Source organism: Porphyromonas sp. COT-108 OH1349 (genome assembly GCF_000768755.1).
Taxonomy (GTDB): Bacteria; Bacteroidota; Bacteroidia; order Bacteroidales; family Porphyromonadaceae; genus Porphyromonas_A; species Porphyromonas_A canoris.
On sequence record NZ_JRAH01000013.1, the window covers coordinates 78,346 to 94,752 of the forward strand.

Sequence of the window (16,407 nt, forward strand, 5' to 3'; positions counted from 1 at the left end):
ACATTGGAAGTGAAAAAGAATAAACAATAGATGGTAAGGTCATCAAAGCAGAATCTTTAGTCTGATGGTTGAGATTTATTTTTCATAAAATCAATTTCTTATTTTGTTTCTGAGTTTAGGTAATATTATTCTGATAATCGGCTGTTCAAATAACTCCGGCATCTTATCTCTTTTGTGTGTATTTTGTTTGATTTGTATATTTATTTTTAATGGTAGTTAAAAGCACCCTTTCTTGTTATGTTTATTATAAAAGGTCGTATCTTTGTGCAACCGGATTGTTTATTTTATTTCACTCGTCAGTAGAGATTTAGAATAAGATTATAAATAGTTTCGAGGGTATATAAGATTTTAGAGTATAAATTCAATGTAGAGAGTTTTCGAGGTATTTTTCTGTCATCTTGCGGAAAGGGTTGTTCCGCAAGACACCTCGTAGCTTTTACGACTTAATTTACAAACATTTATGGTAAGAAAAACATTATTTGGTTTCTTTGCGTTGCTGCTTACACTGACTGTGTATTCTTGTAGCGACCTGAACTTCCATCTGCCTCCGGGTCCTAAGGGAGGAGATGGTAAGTCTGTTTATGAAATCTGGAAAGAACAAGTTGAACTTGGAAAAGTTAAGTGGCCAAAGGACAGAGTTTCTATGGCTGACTTCCTTATCTATATAAAAGGAGAAAAGGGAGATAAAGGGGAAAATGGAAAATCTGCATACGAGCTTTGGAAAGAGCTTATAGCAAAAGGAAATACCCCAAATCCACACAATCCTTCTGAAATGTGGCCTGTAGAAAGGAATACAGAGGCAGACTTTTGGGACTTTATCACCGGTAGAGACGGTAATACACCGTATGTTGGCGAAAATGGCAACTGGTGGATCGGCGGTAAAGATACGGGAGTGCTTGCAAGAGGTAAGGATGGAATCGATGGCAAGAATGGTCTCTCTGCTTATGAACTTTGGAAACAAGAGGTCTTGGCAGGAAGAATAGATTGGCCAAAAGATAAAGTAGAAATCTCCCATTTTTTCCAATACCTGAAAGGTAAAGATGGTAAAGATGGAAAGGATGGCGTTACTCCACATATCGGTCCTAATGGTAACTGGTGGTTTGGAGACGAAGATACCGGTGTACCTGCTAAGGGTAAAGATGGTAAAGACGGAGTTGCCGGCGTTACTCCACATATTGGAGAGAATGGTAACTGGTGGATTGGTGATAAAGATACCGGTGTACCTGCCAAGGGTAAAGATGGTAAAGATGGCCAAGATGGTCAAGATGGTGTTACTCCACATATTGGAGAAAATGGTAACTGGTGGATTGGCGACAAAGATACCGGTGTACCTGCCAAGGGTAAAGATGGTCAAGATGGTCAAGACGGGGTTACTCCACACATTGGCGAGAATGGTAACTGGTGGATTGGCGACAAAGATACCGGCGTACCTGCCAAGGGTAAAGATGGAAAGGATGGAAAAGATGGAACGTCTCCACATATTGGTCATAACGGTAATTGGTGGATTGGAGACAAAGACACCGGAGTGCCTGCCCAAGGAGAAAAGGGTAAAGATGGAGCCGATGGTCTAAGTGCATATCAGTTGTGGGTTAAAGATGTTAAGGCAGGTAAAATAACAGATCCTGAAACAGGGAATCCATGGCCGGTTGATAAAATTACTCTTACGGACTTCTGGAAATACCTTCGCGGTGCTAAGGGAGACAAGGGAGAGAAAGGTAATGATGGAAAAGATGGATTGTCTGCTTATGAAATCTGGAAGCAAATGGTTCTTAAGGATCAGATAAAAGATCCTAATAATCCTACTCAAAATTGGCCAAAGACAAAGGTGGACGAAAATCACTTCTGGGAATTCCTTACAGGTAAGAACGGAGTGGATGGTCTTTCTGCATACGCTCTTTGGAAGAAAGAATTGGAAGAAAGATTTGATGGTCCTAAGCCATTGATGAACTACAGAACAGGAGAAAAATGGCCAAAAGAAAAGAACAGCATGGATGACTTCTTTGACTATCTACGTGGTAAAGATGGTAAAGACGGTAAAGATGGTAAGCCGGGTGAGCCGGGTAAACCAGGTGCTGAAATAACTATTTTGGCAGGAGCTCCTAACGTTATTGCTCAATACACTCAGATCAATTATAGTGAATATGTCAGTGTTAAGGATGGCAGTGTTCAGTATAGAGTGTATGATAAGGAAGGGAAACCAGCTCCGGGGGCTGTCGTTACAGGTCTTCCTGGTATGGCTGAGACCAAGAGCTATACAGCCGATCATGAAGGTTACTTTACCGTAGAAAAAGAAGATCTTCCGGAGATCCAAGATGTCCAAGCACGTTGGGGTAAAGTTAAGTCCGTTACAATACAAGGACAACCGGCAGCAGAATCTGCTCCTAATACTTATGTTCCTAACAGAATTAGAACAAGAATAATATTTGAAAATCCGAATGTTGCCTCTGAGGCTAATAAACCAATCTTGTCGGATAGCCATATTTTAGGATTCCGTATTCAAAGAAAAGTCGATCCTAATGGAGCTTGGGTGGATCTTCCAAGTTATTTGCCTGATTTGACTAATATCGTCATTGCATCTTATTTAACAAATGGAAATGATCCGAATACCATTACAAATCAAGAATTGGCTTCTATTGCTCGTGCTACAGATGTTGTGCTACTTCCAACAAAACGTTATGTGATGACCAACAAGTATGAGTTTAAGAACAACTATCCGAATTATTGGGATGGAACAAAGAAGTACTTCTCAGTGAAGCTAAAGACATCTTACTACGGAGAGAATCCTCAGTGGAATGGTGTTTGTGAAATGGCTCCATATCAAGCTCCTCCTACAATCAAGTGTTTGACATTGAAGACCGAAAATAAGAATCTTCACAATGAAGTATTCTTCTCAAGTGTACGTGGACAGTTTAATTATGAGGATATTAAGTTGGATGGCTTCTATAGAAGAAACCTATTGTACAATGCAGTTGGTGATGTGGACTATGTCACTCCGGACAAAATGCCACAAGCTGAAGCTCAAGCACTAAAACCATCTTATGCATATTTCTACTATGAGGCTATACCGGGAAAACAAACAAGTGGTAGTGATAAGAATCCTGCAGGTCCAAATCAAACATCGTATACTTCCAGTACAGTATATTTAGGCTCTACAATATTTGTGAAGACTCTTCGTAACTCCAAGGATATTGACAAAGACTTTTTGCATTTGCATCCAACTGAGACAAAGTTGGGAGTCTTGTTGAAGGGTTCTGCCGGATACCATGTACAGAATGCAAAGGCTAGTTTGCCTAAAGTGACTGTCACTTACGAAAACTAATTTCTTGTTTGAATCAATCAGATATGAATAAAATTATGATACATAAATTTTCTAAATATATTCTTGGGTTGTCGTTTGTGCTTTTGGCTCCTCAAGTAGTGGCTCAAACATACACGGAGTCTGAAGTTCGCCCCGAACAAGAGAAGAAGCATAAGAGAGCATGGGAAATAGGAATTGGCGGGACAGGTATGCACATGACTCGCATGAGCGTTTTGGATTTCCAAAAGGCTCCCGTAGGTCATGAGATCAAGGTAAATAAAAGAGATCTTCTTTTTGGAGGAAATCTTTACATTGCCCGAGAACTTAATCCTTACTTCTATTTGGATTTGCAAGGGACGGTAGGATACGCAAAGGATCCGATCGGAAAAGGTAAAACAGAAGATCGTTTCTTGTATATGGGAGGCCTTGGACTTCAATGGCGCTTGGGTGAATATTTTGAATCCAAATACATTGATCCTTTCTTCCGTGTGGGAGCCAATTATATGTATAAGACATTTACTCAGTTGTACAATGGTGTTGAGAACTACGACGGATCCCAAATGAATTGGGGTTTTGATCTTGACCACAACAAGAGTGGTGCAGACCAAAAGCAACTCTTTCCTGTATCTTTTGGTACCGGTATCAATATGTGGCTTTCCAATGGATTTGGTATAGGTTTGCAGGCTGACTATCTCTACATGCCTCATAAAAATGTTGCAAATGTTTGGCAGGGAACTGCAAGACTGATGTGGCGTATCGGAGGCAAGTCTAAGAAACCTGCTCCTGAAATCAGACATACCGAAAGAGTTATTGAGCGCATTGTAGAAAAACCTACCATTATAGAGAAGATTGTTCCTACTCCGGTAATCGAGCGTGACGAAACTCTTTGCGAACTCTTCAACTATGTATTCTTTGAGTTTGATAAGGCTACTATTACACAAGACTCTCAGGAAGTTATAGATAGAATTGCAGATATATTGAGAGGAGATCTTAACCGCAAGTATCTTATTATTGGTTATACAGATGCTGTTGGTTCTTCAAACTATAATCTCGGTCTATCTGAGCGTCGCGCTAAAGCTGTTGTAGATGCTCTTATTCAGAGAAATATTCCTCGTGAGATGCTTAAGTTCAGAGGAGTGGGTAAGAAGGTTGCTTACGTTAAGGAAAGTGCTCCGGATAACACTCGTAGAGGTGATCGTAAGGTTACTATCGAGAGAGTTATCAATATGGACTATTGGAACTACCTTAAGTAATACTATCCTCTGAAAACAAAGTGATGTTTTGAGATAACAGACATATTACAAGATACGGAGCACTTGGAGTGCTTCTCTCAAGTGCTCCGGTCTTTACTTTGAGGTTTGGAATCTCAAACACAGGTATTAGCACTCTTTCGGAAGAGTTTACTTCGAGAGTGCTTGGTGTATAATTAAAGAAACAACAATAACAATGATGCTTATGACCAAGAAAGCAATATTCGGTTTCTGGGTATTCTTGTTCACTTTATCGGTATCATCTTGCGGGAATATGAACTTTGGTCTTCCCGACGGACCTCAAGGTCCTACCGGTAGATCTGCATATGAAGTCTGGGTCGAACAAGTGAATGCCGGAGAAATCAACTGGCCTAAAGATAAAATTGATGTAACAGATTTTCTTGTTTACATCAAGGGTCAGAAAGGAGATAAGGGAGAAAATGGTAAGTCTTCCTATGAGCTTTGGAAAGAGATGATAGCGGATGGTAAGACTCCTAATCCTCACAATCCAAAAGAGATGTGGCCTGCAGAAAGAAATACAGAAGCAGACTTTTGGGATTTTATTATCGGTCGAGATGGTAAGACTCCACATATTGGCGAGAATGGCAATTGGTGGATCGGTAGCAAGGACACTGGAGTATATGCTTATGGTACGATAGGTAAAGACGGTAAGAACGGTGTCTCTGCTTATGAAATATGGAAGAAAGAAGTCCTTGACGGAACCATAGATTGGCCAAAAGATAAAGTGGAACTGGTCGACTACTTCCAATACCTTAAAGGTAAAGATGGTAAAGATGGTAGAGACGGAGTCACTCCGCATATTGGTGAGAATGGCAACTGGTGGTTTGGTGATAAAGATACGGGAATACCTGCCAGAGGTCAAGATGGTAAGGACGGTGTTGCCGGTACTACCCCACACATTGGCGAGAATGGCAATTGGTGGATTGGTGATAAAGACACCGGCATACCGGCCAAAGGTCAGGATGGTAAAGATGGAGCCGATGGTAAAGATGGTATCTCTCCGGAAATAGGAGAGAATGGTAACTGGTGGTTTGACGGTAAAGACACCGGTGTTCCTGCGGCAGGTCAAGATGGCAAGGACGGTATTGATGGCCGTTCTCCACGCATTGGCGAGAATGGCAACTGGTGGTTTGGCGATAAAGATACCGGAGTGCCAGCCAGAGGACAGGATGGTAAAAATGGCAAAGATGGGCTTTCTCCACGCATTGGAGAGAATGGCAATTGGTGGATTGGAGATGTTGATACCAGTATTCCTGCACGTGGTAAGAAGGGAGCGGACGGAAGCGATGCAAAATCTGCATACGAGCTTTGGTTTGATGATCTTAAAGCGGGAAAGATCATAGATCATAAGACCGGTAATCCATGGCCTGAGAATGAAGATACTATTGCAGACTTCTGGAGATATCTTCGTGGAGCTAAGGGAAAGAAAGGAGATCAGGGAGACGATGGCAAAGATGGTCTTTCTGCTTATGAGATTTGGAAGAGAGACGTGCTTGATGGTAAGATCAAAAATCCTAATAAACCTGGAGAAAATTGGCCTGCCAGTGAAGTGAGTGAGCATGACTTCTTCAGATACCTCACAGGTCCAAATGGAAAGTCCGGTATCTCTGCCTATAAGCTTTGGTACGATGAACTTAAGGCTCGTGCCGGTACGGCAGATCCTTTGCGCAACCATAGAACAGGCGAAGAGTGGCCCGAAGGGGACGATACCATAGATCACTTCTTTGAATACTTGCGTGGACGTGATGGTGATGATGGGTCCGATGGTAAACCGGGAGAACCGGGACAACCGGGAGCGATTGTTAAGATCATAAAGGGTATTCCAAACGTTATTGCACAGTATTCTCAAAAAGACTTCGGAGAATATGTACGTACAGAAGATGGAGGAGTGCTTTATAAGGTTTATGATGATAATGGAAACCTGGCTCCTTTTGCTACTGTGAAAGGTATGCCGGGTCTTCCTGCGGACAAGACCTTCCAAGCAAATGATAAGGGAGAATTCATGATCCCTCGTGAAGACCTTCCTCTAATTCCTGAAGTTGAAAAGCGTTGGGGATATGTTAAAGAGGTTACTATAGGTGGAATGACAAAGCAGTCTGCTACCAATACATACGTTCCTAATCAGATGCAGATGAAGCTCGTATTGGCAGAGAGTGTGGCACCCCACAGACCTGTGATATACGACCATGTTAGGCTGTTCTTTAGAATACTTAGACAAGTAGATCCGGGTAAACAATGGGAAGACCTGCCGAACTATCTGCCTAAGGTAACAGAGATAAAGTTTATTCCCTATCCGGTAACCGACCATTTGGATCCTGTGGGAACTATCAATAAAGCCATAGACATGGGGAATAGCACTCAGGGCTTCCGTACGGATAGAATCTTCGAGATTCGTGCCAATAGATATATCATGCCCCACCATACTGGGAGAAAAGCTGGATATGCTACAAATTGGCAACCGGGTCAGAAAGACTATTTCACTGTGACACAGCATACTTCTTATTATGGTGCAAAGGTAACTTGGGAAGGCGTTGCATTTATGGAACCTTTCCAAATCGGACCTACATTAAAGAGTCTCAAACTGATCAAAGTTCAGAAAAATTCAAATCCTAACATCCCGGATCTGTTCTTAGGTGTGAAGGGAGAATGGGACTACTCTGGAATGGACTTTACACGTATGCCGGAAGAAGTCATGCTGGTGGGAACTCTTGTCGGTCATGGCGGAAAGCAGTTAGAGTATGTCTATCCGAAGCTTTATTCAAAAGAAGAAGCCTTGAAGCTTACTTATGGCTTTGCAATGGCAACTATCAATATACCGGGTATCGGAGAGGTTATTTCTCGGAGTGACTTGAATCCTTCCGGACCATCAACACCGGGATTCTTCATGAATACAGTTTATTTGGGAAGTAGAATTACCTCAAGGACAAGACATTGGTCACGTCAAGGAGACTACGGAGTGGGTATAATCAGAAGAAATTCTGACGGAACTTATAGAATAGACCTTGAAAGTGGACACCCACCGGTAACTATAACCTACTCGGAAACCAATGACTAATATTCTGTAAAATATTTATAGAGAATAGTCAGGCATATATTTTTCGCAGGACAGCTCGGACATTAGTCGGGTTTGTCCTGCGACTTTTTATGCTCTTAATTGAAGCTTCTCTGCTACAAAAAAAAGGTTCGTCAAAGGATTTCCCTTTTGACGAACCTTTTATACTACTGTAAGAGTCTTTTGCCTGGAGATCATTCTGCTATGAATGTCTCTCCATATCCCGATACTTGACGAATGCCCGGCGTATGGAGTCGAAGCCAAACTTGTTCGGATCTATCTCATCGGGATGCAGAGCGATGAGGGACTCCACATCGTCTCTTCCTTCTCCGACATAAGGAGAGAGATCTTCCACTTCAAGAAGATAGATCATGTCCATTGTCGGGATGGTCATGCCGGAATAGAGGTAGAGGTTAGGGCGTGAAAAGAGAAAGCGAAGCGTGTCGGCTGCATCCTCTACCAGCTTAGGGGAGATCTCTTCTGCCACTTCACGCAGGATGCTCTCCTCCGAACACTCATTCAGGTCAGAGAATCCGCCCGGCAGGTCATACATACCTTTTGCCGGCTCGTTCGCTCTTATTGCCACCAAGATACGCCCCGACCCTTTCTCCCGTATGATTGCAGCGCAAGCCGCAGAGGGGTTCAGGTAGTAGACAAATCCGCAATGATCGCAGCGTTTGCTCTTGATGTTATTTGGGAAAAACCGGTCGCTGCCACAGTGAGGACAGAACCGGAAGTGAGACAAAACGTGTGTCATAATGCTTCTCAAGATCTCAAGAGGTAATATAGAATACCAGATCCGTAAGTATCGGCGCCGGATCCGTATCGTTTGTATAGAGCCCTTTGCTGCGTGCATCGCATCTTCTGATGAGGGAGATGATGTTCATCACCTTGGGTCTTCGGAAATGATGCAGGGCATACTGGTAGTCTTTCGACTGAAAAGCGGAGTTGAGTCCCAAAAACTTAGCCAGGTCTTCCTCCCTTTTGGAAGGCGCATCGAAAGCAATGAGCAGGTTGGAAAAGAAGTTGAACAGCATCGAGAGAATCATCTGTACGGGATGATTTTTCGGATCAGCCGCATACGCTCTGGCTATCTTAAGTGCTTTTGCTGCATCTTTGGAGGCAAGAGCTTTTTGGAACTCGAATATGGTAAACTCTCTGGAGAGACCGATGTACTCCATTACCGCAGTGGGCGGAATCACCACGCCCTCTTTCGCATACGATGTCAGGGATAGCTTCTGCAGCTCTTGGTACAGGCGAGTGAGGTCTGTACCGCTATTCTCCAGCAGCAACTCTTTTCCCGGCTCGCTGAGGAGCACTCCTGCCTCTTTCATAAGCCACTCCAGCGGTTTTCGAATCTTGTATGGTGTCAGCTTCGGAGAGTTGAACACCACACTCTTTTCGCTCTTCTCCGCCGCCTTTATCCAAGCCTTTCGCCTGTCCAGATTCTTTCCCTCGAAGTTCATTGCCAGTATCGTGGTTGCAGGGAGTCGCTCTATCACGCTCTCCATACCATCAAGGCTGTGCATTTTACCGGCATCTTTCACCACCACGAGCAGATGTTTCGCCATCATCGGATAGCGAAGGGCATGGCTCAGAATCTCGCCCGGCGAAGTGTCTGCGCCGTAAAGGATGGAGAGATTGAAGTCCTTCTCCGCTTCGTCCAGCAGATTGTTCAGGATCGCTTTCTCTATTCTCGATGTCAGATAGATCTCTTCTCCTCCGAGTATGTAGAGGTTCGGACTCTTTTCGGGGGAGATAAGAGCCATCACTTTTTCGTAATCTTCAATATATGGCATATCTCTTGAGGTTTGAGATAAATCTTTTATTCCCCAACAAATATAGTGAAAACCTCCGCTTCTCTCTGTGCGAAAGGTCTATATCTTGCGCATTCATTTTGTTGTGGATTTTGTGTTTGTGAAAAAATATTTCTATCTTTGCGTCAAGATTAAAGTTAAAACTTGGAGAGAGATGGAGCAATCCTCTCGCTCCCCCGATATGAGGTAGAGGATGAAAATTCTTTACCTCGTATTCGTTTTGCCCTTCTGTGCTTTATCCCTTTCTCCTTTTACGGGGAAAAATATCCTCTTTCGGCTCTCTTTTCGGAGGGCTGTTTTTATATATTCCATCCCGAAAAATGCTCACTTTTTTCTTGCTCTCTATTTTGATCGGAGGGGTCGTTTTCAGAGCACGACCGAACTGTTAAATTCGGGCTGTTTTATTAACACAAATTCCGATACCTGTTAAGCCAAAACGCTAAACGAGCATATTTTGTCGGCTTAACGTGTTTAATTTTTCAACGAACACGTTTAGCGATTTCATTTAATACGTTTACCGGATTCGATTAAAGTGTTTAGCCAAAAACATTAAAGATCTCAATATCAGCCGACTAAGTATTTTTACCCTAAAAAGACCTTGAAAAGGCAAATTTCTTTATTAGATTTTCTTTACAGGTAGGGGTGTTAAAATTCACAGCTATTAACGCGAAAAAGCCCCATGAAATGGACTGAGAAAAAATTTTTTCTGAATTTGAGATTTTCTCTATTTCTTTCATTGATAGGTTATTATGGCTTTTCTCTGAACAGATGAGCCTCCAAAGCGGAAAAAGAGAAGAGGCTTTCGGAACCGTTCCGAAACACTGTTTTTATATAAAACATACCGACCCTGATCGGTCTTATTTTGCTCCATTTCGGGGTATTTGAGTCCGGTGCTTTTTCTTTCCTTTCAAGAGAGAAGAATCTACTCTCTCAAAGCAGGTCTGTTACAATGTTTTTTCCTAACTTCGTACTCGTAACGGAGTATTTTTTACCAACTGCGGAGCGTAGAATAAGAAGATGAGCCGAAGTGAAGAGACAATGCCGAGAATCCGGCCGGTCGGGGATGGAAAAAGAGAGATCTTTGACCGCCTTCGTGGCAGATACGTTGCTCTCACCCCGGAAGAGTATGTCCGGCAGAGGTTTGTGCATCTGCTCATCTCCTCCTATGGCTATATGCCCGCTCTCATGGCGAATGAAGTGTCGTTGCAGGTGGGAAAACTCTCTCGCCGGGCAGATACGGTGGTGTATCATAACTCCCTTCGTCCGCTTCTTTTGATAGAGTATAAGGCGGAGAGCGTAGCCCTTACGCCGGAGGTTTTGGAGCAGGCATTGCGGTACAATGCCACGTTGGGCGTGCTCTACATCATCATTACCAATGGGAAGAGGATAGCCTGCTTTCGCCGTCTTACGCCGGAAGAGCCGTTCGAGATGCTCCGCTCCATCCCCTCTTATGCAGAGGTGCAGGAGGCGGGAAGCAAGTTTGATGCAAAATAATATTTACCTAAAATAACCTAAGATTTATGTTTGGAAAAATGAAACAGCACTTGCAAGGTGAGCTTTCTGAGATTAAAGCTGCAGGTCTGTACAAGAATGAAAGAATCATCACCACTCCTCAGTATTCTGAAATTAAGGTTCAAGGCGCGGACGGAACAGAAAAGAGCGTACTCAACTTCTGTGCAAACAACTATCTCGGACTCAGTAACAACAAAAGAGTAGAGGATGCAGCCATCAAGGCTATCCAAAGCCACGGTTACGGTATGAGCTCCGTACGTTTTATTTGCGGTACGCAAGATCTTCACAAAGAGCTGGAACAGGAGATCGCTCGCTACTTCAAGACAGAAGACACAATCCTTTATGCTGCCTGCTTCGATGCCAACGGAGGTGTCTTCGAACCGCTTTTCGGAGAAGAGGATGCCATCATATCCGACTCTCTCAACCACGCTTCCATCATCGACGGAGTGCGCTTGTGTAAAGCCAAAAGGTATCGCTTTGCCAATGCAAACATGGAAGAGCTGGAAGAGTGCCTCAAACAGGCTCAAGCCCAACGCCATCGCATCATCGTTACGGACGGTGTCTTCTCGATGGATGGAAACGTAGCCCCTATGGACAAGATATGCGATCTTGCAGAGAAGTACGATGCTCTTGTGATGGTGGATGAGTGTCATTCCGCCGGAGTGGTAGGTGCCACCGGTAGAGGTGTGGCAGAGAAGTACGACTGCTACGGACGTATAGACATCCACACCGGTACGCTCGGAAAGGCATTCGGAGGTGCCATCGGAGGGTTTACAACCGGTCCTAAAGAGATCATAGACATGCTTCGCCAGAGAAGCCGTCCTTATCTCTTCTCCAACTCTATACCTCCCGCAGTGGTGGGAGCATCTTTGGAAGTGTTCAAGATGCTGAACGAAAGCGATGAGCTACACACCACTCTGATGTCCAATGTAGAGTATTTCCGCACAAGAATGGTGGATGCCGGCTTCGACATCAAGCCTACACAGAGTGCGATATGTGCCATCATGCTGTACGATGCCAAGCTTTCGCAAGACTACGCAGCCCGTCTGTTGGAGGAGGGTATCTACGTAACAGGATTCTACTATCCGGTAGTGCCGAAAGGCGAAGCACGTATCCGTGTGCAACTTTCTGCTGCTCATACTCAAGAGCAACTGGACAGAGCCATCGCCGCTTTCATCAAAGTGGGCAAAGAGATGGGTGTAATAAAGTAAATAATAGGGAGAGTCTCGACAAATATTACTATCTTTGAACAGATATAAAAGAGATAAATGTCGTAGTTCAAACTAAAAACATTTTTATGGAAATAATCAAAGTAATCGGACGCGAAGTGTTAGACTCGCGAGGTAACCCAACAGTAGAGGTAGATGTACACTTGGCATGCGGCGTAATGGGACGTGCAGCTGTTCCATCGGGAGCATCCACAGGTGAGAATGAAGCTCTTGAGCTTAGAGACGGAGACAAGAACCGCTATCTCGGAAAGGGTGTACTTAAGGCAGTAGAGAATATCAATACTGTGATTGCACCGGAAATTATAGGCTACTCTGTACTTGAACAAAGAAAGATAGACCGCGTAATGCTGGAGCTCGATGGCACTAAGACCAAGTCTAAACTCGGAGCAAACGCCATGCTTGGTGTGTCTCTTGCAGTGGCCAGAGCAGCAGCAGAGTATCTCGGTATGCCGTTGTACCGCTACATCGGTGGTACTAACACATATGTATTGCCTGTACCTATGATGAACATCATCAATGGTGGCTCTCACTCCGATGCGCCTATCGCATTCCAAGAGTTTATGATTCGTCCTGTGGGCGCACCTTCTTTCCGTGAAGGTTTGCGTATGGGTGCCGAGATCTTTCATGCCCTTAAGAAAGTGCTTCATGACCGTAACCTCTCTACCGCAGTAGGTGATGAGGGTGGTTTTGCTCCTGCTCTTTCCGGTACGGAAGATGCTCTCGAGTCTATCATGGAAGCTATCCGCAAGGCAGGTTACAAGCCGGGGGAAGATGTTCGTATCGCTTTGGACTGTGCGGCTTCAGAGTTTTACAAAGATGGTGTATATGACTATTCTAAGTTTGAAGGCCCTCAAGGCGCCAAGCGTAACTCTGACGAACAAGTGGCATACCTTAAAGAGCTTGTGGCTAAGTATCCTATCGACTCTATCGAAGACGGTATGGACGAAGGCGACTGGAGCGGATGGGCTAAGCTTACAGCCGAAATAGGTGATAAGGTACAGCTTGTGGGTGATGACTTGTTCGTTACCAACGTAGAGTTCCTACGCAAGGGTATCGAGTTGGGATGCGCTAACTCTGTTCTTGTTAAGGTGAACCAGATCGGAACGCTATCCGAAACATTGGATACCATAGAGCTTGCACACCGTCACGGCTATACTACCGTTACTTCTCACCGTTCGGGCGAAACTGAAGACTCAACCATTGCAGACATCGCAGTGGCTACAAACTCCGGACAGATTAAGACCGGATCTCTCAGCCGTTCGGACCGTATGGCTAAGTACAACCAGCTTCTTCGCATAGAAGAAGAGCTTGGTGAACTTGCTCAGTATGGCTACAAGAGAGTAGTTCGCAAGTAATTCGGACCGGAAGCGAAAGCTTCTCGAAGAATAATAGGAAAACCGATACGGATGTGGTTGCATCTGTATCGGTTTTTTTGCATAAGATCATTGTTTTTTCGTAAAAGTCTCGGCGGTCTGTTTTGGCTCTTATCAGCCGTTTGTTTGTTTCTTTTTTATCTCCGGTAGAGATACTTTCGAAGAGTAATCACATCAAGCCAAGGCTTTTCTTCAATTGTGATATGTGCTTGCTCCAGATAGCATCGGCACTTGGATCTTCTGTGGAAAGAGCATCATCTCTTACGAGCAGAGAGACCGCTCCGGATATTTCTGCCTTAATGATCTCAAAGGACAGATAACGCGCTTCTTGACTGTTCGGAGCTTCGTCTTCCCACTGAAAGGAGATAAATCTTTCGGGATCGGAGACTATGAGCAATGCTGTTGACATGTTCTTCTTATCCCAAAAGAATATAAACTGATCCGCATTCCTCTCCACATTGTACGCAAACCAATCTGCTAATCCTTTAGATGTAGAGATCTGATTCCATAGGCTCTTTACAGAAACATGATTCAATAGAAACTCTTCTCTATACGATGTCTCATGCACTTTCATAGCAGATAACTTTTGGTGATGCCCCTAATATACAAAAAGATATTTGATTAACAAAGAATATCGTAATTAAATATAAATGTTCTCTTGAATGGCATTTTATTACTGAAAAAGGGTTGTTATTCTTAAAGATACCAGTTATAGCCTGCGACTATTTTTTGTACTTTTGAAACGTAAATTGCTTATATTGAAAAGAGCACAAATATATTTTCTACATTCAGATAACTTAAACAGAAAAATCATGAACCTTAAACAGATTCTTTTTACAGGAGTGGTTGCATCTTTTATCCTCACAGGATGCACCAAGAAGAAAGTCACGCCGGAACCTCAAGAAGACTTTTACGCCTTCGTGAATACGGAGTGGATGGAGGCAAATCCGCTTAAACCCGAATATGGTCGCTACGGCACGTTTGATGTACTCAGAGACAGTGCGCAAAATATTGTCCGCCGCATCATCACAAGTATGAGCAGTGGAGATATTCAGCCCGGAACGGACGCTTATAAAGCGGCACTCCTTTACAATATGGCTATGGATAGCGCAAAGCTCAATGCCGATGGTGCCGCTCCCATACAGCAGGATCTTGAAAAGATCAATGCTCTCTCTTCCAAGGAGGATCTTGTTGCCTATCTTGCAGAAGCCAATCTTCATGGCGACAATCCGTTCTTCTCGGACTATGTCTATGCGGATAATGAAGACAGCAACACCAATATCCTGCATCTTACTCAAGGCGGACTCATAATGGGGGATAGGGACTACTACCTCGAACAAGAGAGTCTGGATAAATTTCAAAACTCTTATATAGACTATCTCTCTTCTCTTTTCGTGTTGGCAGAAGGCATAGAGCCGGAAGCTGCAAAGGAGAAAGCCAAAACGGTATTGGAGGTAGAGACAGAGCTTGCACGTATGCATTACAGCAGCATAGAGCTTAGAGACACTCACAAGAACTACAACAAGTACACCAGAAAGAAGCTCATCTCCTCTTTCCAATTCCCTTTCGAGCGTTACTTTGCTCCTCGTGAAGCCGTTGCCGGATTCGAGACCATCAATGTGGCTCAAGAGGGTTACTTCAACAGCTTCGACAAGTGGTTCCAAGAGCTTCCTTTGGATAGAGCGATCACTTACCTCAAAGGGATTCTTTTGGATGACGCTGCTTCGTTCTTGAGCAACGATTTCCGCAAAGCCTCTTTTGAGTTTCACGGACGCATCTTGGGGGGACGTACAGAGATGCAGCCTCGTTGGAAGAGTGCTGTTCAGCTGGTAAACTCCTCATTCGGACATGTTGTGGCTCAAGAGTACACCAAGACCTACTTCCCTCCGAAGGCAAAAGAGCGTATGCTTAACCTCGTGGAAGACTTGAAAGAATCGCTTGCACAACGCATCCAAAACCTCGAATGGATGACCGAAGAGACCAAGCAAAAGGGTTTGGAAAAGCTAAGCACCTTCCGTGTGAAGATAGGCTATCCCGAAAAGTGGGACACTTATGAGGGGATAAAAGAAGATACCGGCTCTCTTTATGGCTATATCAAGAATATAGCTATGTTTGAAAAGGGAAAGAACGATCAAGACTTCGGTACTCCTGTAGATAAGGAGCGCTGGTTGATGAATCCGCATGAAGTGAACGCTTATTACAACCCCGCAACAAACGAGATATGCTTCCCGGCAGGTATTCTTCAACCTCCATTCTTCAGTCTTGAAGCGGATGATGCGGTGAATTATGGTGCAATAGGCGTTGTGATCGGCCATGAAATGACTCACGGATTTGACGATCAGGGACGCAACTTCGATAAGGATGGAAATGTCTCCAACTGGTGGCAGCCGGAAGATGAAGCGAAGTTCAAGGAAGCATCCGTAGAGCTTGTGAAGCAGTTTGATGAGATTGTCGTTGCGGACGATGTGCGTGCAAATGGTCAGCTGACCCTCGGAGAAAACATCGCGGATCAGGGAGGACTTTTGGTGGCACACATGGCAATGAAGAACAATATGCCCGAAAAAGATCCTCTCATAGAAGGACAAACCGCGGATCAACGCTTCTTCATTGCTTACGCTCGTCTGTGGGGACAAAACATCAGAAAGGAAGAGATCTTGAGGCTCACCAAGCTCGATGTTCACAGCCTTGGTAAATGGAGAGTGAACCAAACACTCAAAAACATCCCGGCATTCTACGAAGCCTTCGGAATCAAAGAGGGCGACGCCATGTATCTTGCCCCTGAGAAGAGGGTATTGGTTTGGTAAAGATTTTCACAGAGAGAGGCGACGGTGTCGTCTCTCTTTGTATATTGTACA

General features: G+C 44.1%; 10 protein-coding genes. 7 read left to right on the plus strand and 3 right to left on the minus strand.

The window, feature by feature from the left end:
• The first annotated feature begins 460 nt into the window (after positions 1-460).
• The 3 genes from JT26_RS02335 to JT26_RS02345 all read left to right on the plus strand — a co-directional run bounded on the left by JT26_RS02335 (position 461) and on the right by JT26_RS02345 (position 7,624).
• Complete coding sequence (locus tag JT26_RS02335) at positions 461-3,319, plus strand: hypothetical protein (RefSeq protein ID WP_036845639.1); 2,859 nt, start codon at positions 461-463, stop codon at positions 3,317-3,319.
• A 35-nt stretch (positions 3,320-3,354) separates the two neighbouring features.
• Positions 3,355-4,551: an OmpA family protein gene (locus JT26_RS02340; protein WP_036791532.1), complete on the plus strand. Its 1,197-nt coding sequence runs from the start codon at positions 3,355-3,357 to the stop codon at positions 4,549-4,551.
• Positions 4,552-4,753: 202 nt separating this feature from the next.
• Positions 4,754-7,624, plus strand: a complete 2,871-nt coding sequence (locus tag JT26_RS02345; RefSeq protein ID WP_152566964.1) for a hypothetical protein — start codon at positions 4,754-4,756, stop codon at positions 7,622-7,624.
• 199 nt (positions 7,625-7,823) lie between these two features.
• Here the strand turns inward: JT26_RS02345 and JT26_RS02350 are convergent, their stop codons facing one another.
• Positions 7,824-8,378: an NUDIX domain-containing protein gene (locus tag JT26_RS02350; protein WP_036791534.1), complete on the minus strand. Its 555-nt coding sequence runs from the start codon at positions 8,376-8,378 to the stop codon at positions 7,824-7,826.
• A gap of 16 nt (positions 8,379-8,394) precedes the next feature.
• Positions 8,395-9,420, minus strand: coding sequence for a DNA polymerase III subunit delta (gene holA / locus JT26_RS02355; RefSeq protein WP_036845643.1), 1,026 nt, complete (start codon positions 9,418-9,420; stop codon positions 8,395-8,397).
• 1,035 nt (positions 9,421-10,455) lie between these two features.
• Here holA and JT26_RS02360 point away from each other — a divergent pair.
• From JT26_RS02360 to eno, 3 genes are all read left to right on the plus strand, one after another.
• Positions 10,456-10,932 carry a type I restriction enzyme HsdR N-terminal domain-containing protein gene (locus tag JT26_RS02360; RefSeq protein WP_152566965.1) on the plus strand — a complete coding sequence of 159 codons (477 nt, stop codon included), beginning with the start codon at positions 10,456-10,458 and terminating at the stop codon, positions 10,930-10,932.
• 26 nt (positions 10,933-10,958) lie between these two features.
• Positions 10,959-12,161: a glycine C-acetyltransferase gene (gene kbl, locus JT26_RS02365; RefSeq protein WP_036791540.1), complete on the plus strand. Its 1,203-nt coding sequence runs from the start codon at positions 10,959-10,961 to the stop codon at positions 12,159-12,161.
• Between the two features lie 86 nt (positions 12,162-12,247).
• Positions 12,248-13,534, plus strand: coding sequence for a phosphopyruvate hydratase (eno, locus tag JT26_RS02370; RefSeq protein WP_036791543.1), 1,287 nt, complete (start codon positions 12,248-12,250; stop codon positions 13,532-13,534).
• A 187-nt stretch (positions 13,535-13,721) separates the two neighbouring features.
• Here eno and JT26_RS02375 read toward each other — a convergent pair whose 3' ends face one another.
• Positions 13,722-14,126 (minus strand): START-like domain-containing protein, encoded by a 405-nt coding sequence (locus JT26_RS02375; protein ID WP_052079433.1) that lies wholly within the window; start codon positions 14,124-14,126, stop codon positions 13,722-13,724.
• A 238-nt stretch (positions 14,127-14,364) separates the two neighbouring features.
• Between JT26_RS02375 and JT26_RS02380 the strand changes: the two genes are divergently transcribed.
• Positions 14,365-16,356 (plus strand): M13 family metallopeptidase, encoded by a 1,992-nt coding sequence (locus JT26_RS02380; protein ID WP_036845649.1) that lies wholly within the window; start codon positions 14,365-14,367, stop codon positions 16,354-16,356.
• Positions 16,357-16,407 lie beyond the last annotated feature (51 nt).

Bases quoted from the DNA above. Each gene is read 5' to 3' on its own strand.
- JT26_RS02340 (WP_036791532.1), top strand. From the start codon at position 3,355: ATGATACATAAATTTTCTAAATATATTCTTGGGTTGTCGTTTGTGCTT.
- JT26_RS02335 (WP_036845639.1), top strand. From the start codon at position 461: ATGGTAAGAAAAACATTATTTGGTTTCTTTGCGTTGCTGCTTACACTG.
- JT26_RS02360 (WP_152566965.1), top strand. From the start codon at position 10,456: ATGAGCCGAAGTGAAGAGACAATGCCGAGAATCCGGCCGGTCGGGGAT.
- eno (WP_036791543.1), top strand. From the start codon at position 12,248: ATGGAAATAATCAAAGTAATCGGACGCGAAGTGTTAGACTCGCGAGGT.
- JT26_RS02375 (WP_052079433.1), bottom strand. From the start codon at position 14,126: ATGAAAGTGCATGAGACATCGTATAGAGAAGAGTTTCTATTGAATCAT.
- JT26_RS02345 (WP_152566964.1), top strand. From the start codon at position 4,754: ATGACCAAGAAAGCAATATTCGGTTTCTGGGTATTCTTGTTCACTTTA.
- holA (WP_036845643.1), bottom strand. From the start codon at position 9,420: ATGCCATATATTGAAGATTACGAAAAAGTGATGGCTCTTATCTCCCCC.
- JT26_RS02350 (WP_036791534.1), bottom strand. From the start codon at position 8,378: ATGACACACGTTTTGTCTCACTTCCGGTTCTGTCCTCACTGTGGCAGC.
- JT26_RS02380 (WP_036845649.1), top strand. From the start codon at position 14,365: ATGAACCTTAAACAGATTCTTTTTACAGGAGTGGTTGCATCTTTTATC.
- kbl (WP_036791540.1), top strand. From the start codon at position 10,959: ATGTTTGGAAAAATGAAACAGCACTTGCAAGGTGAGCTTTCTGAGATT.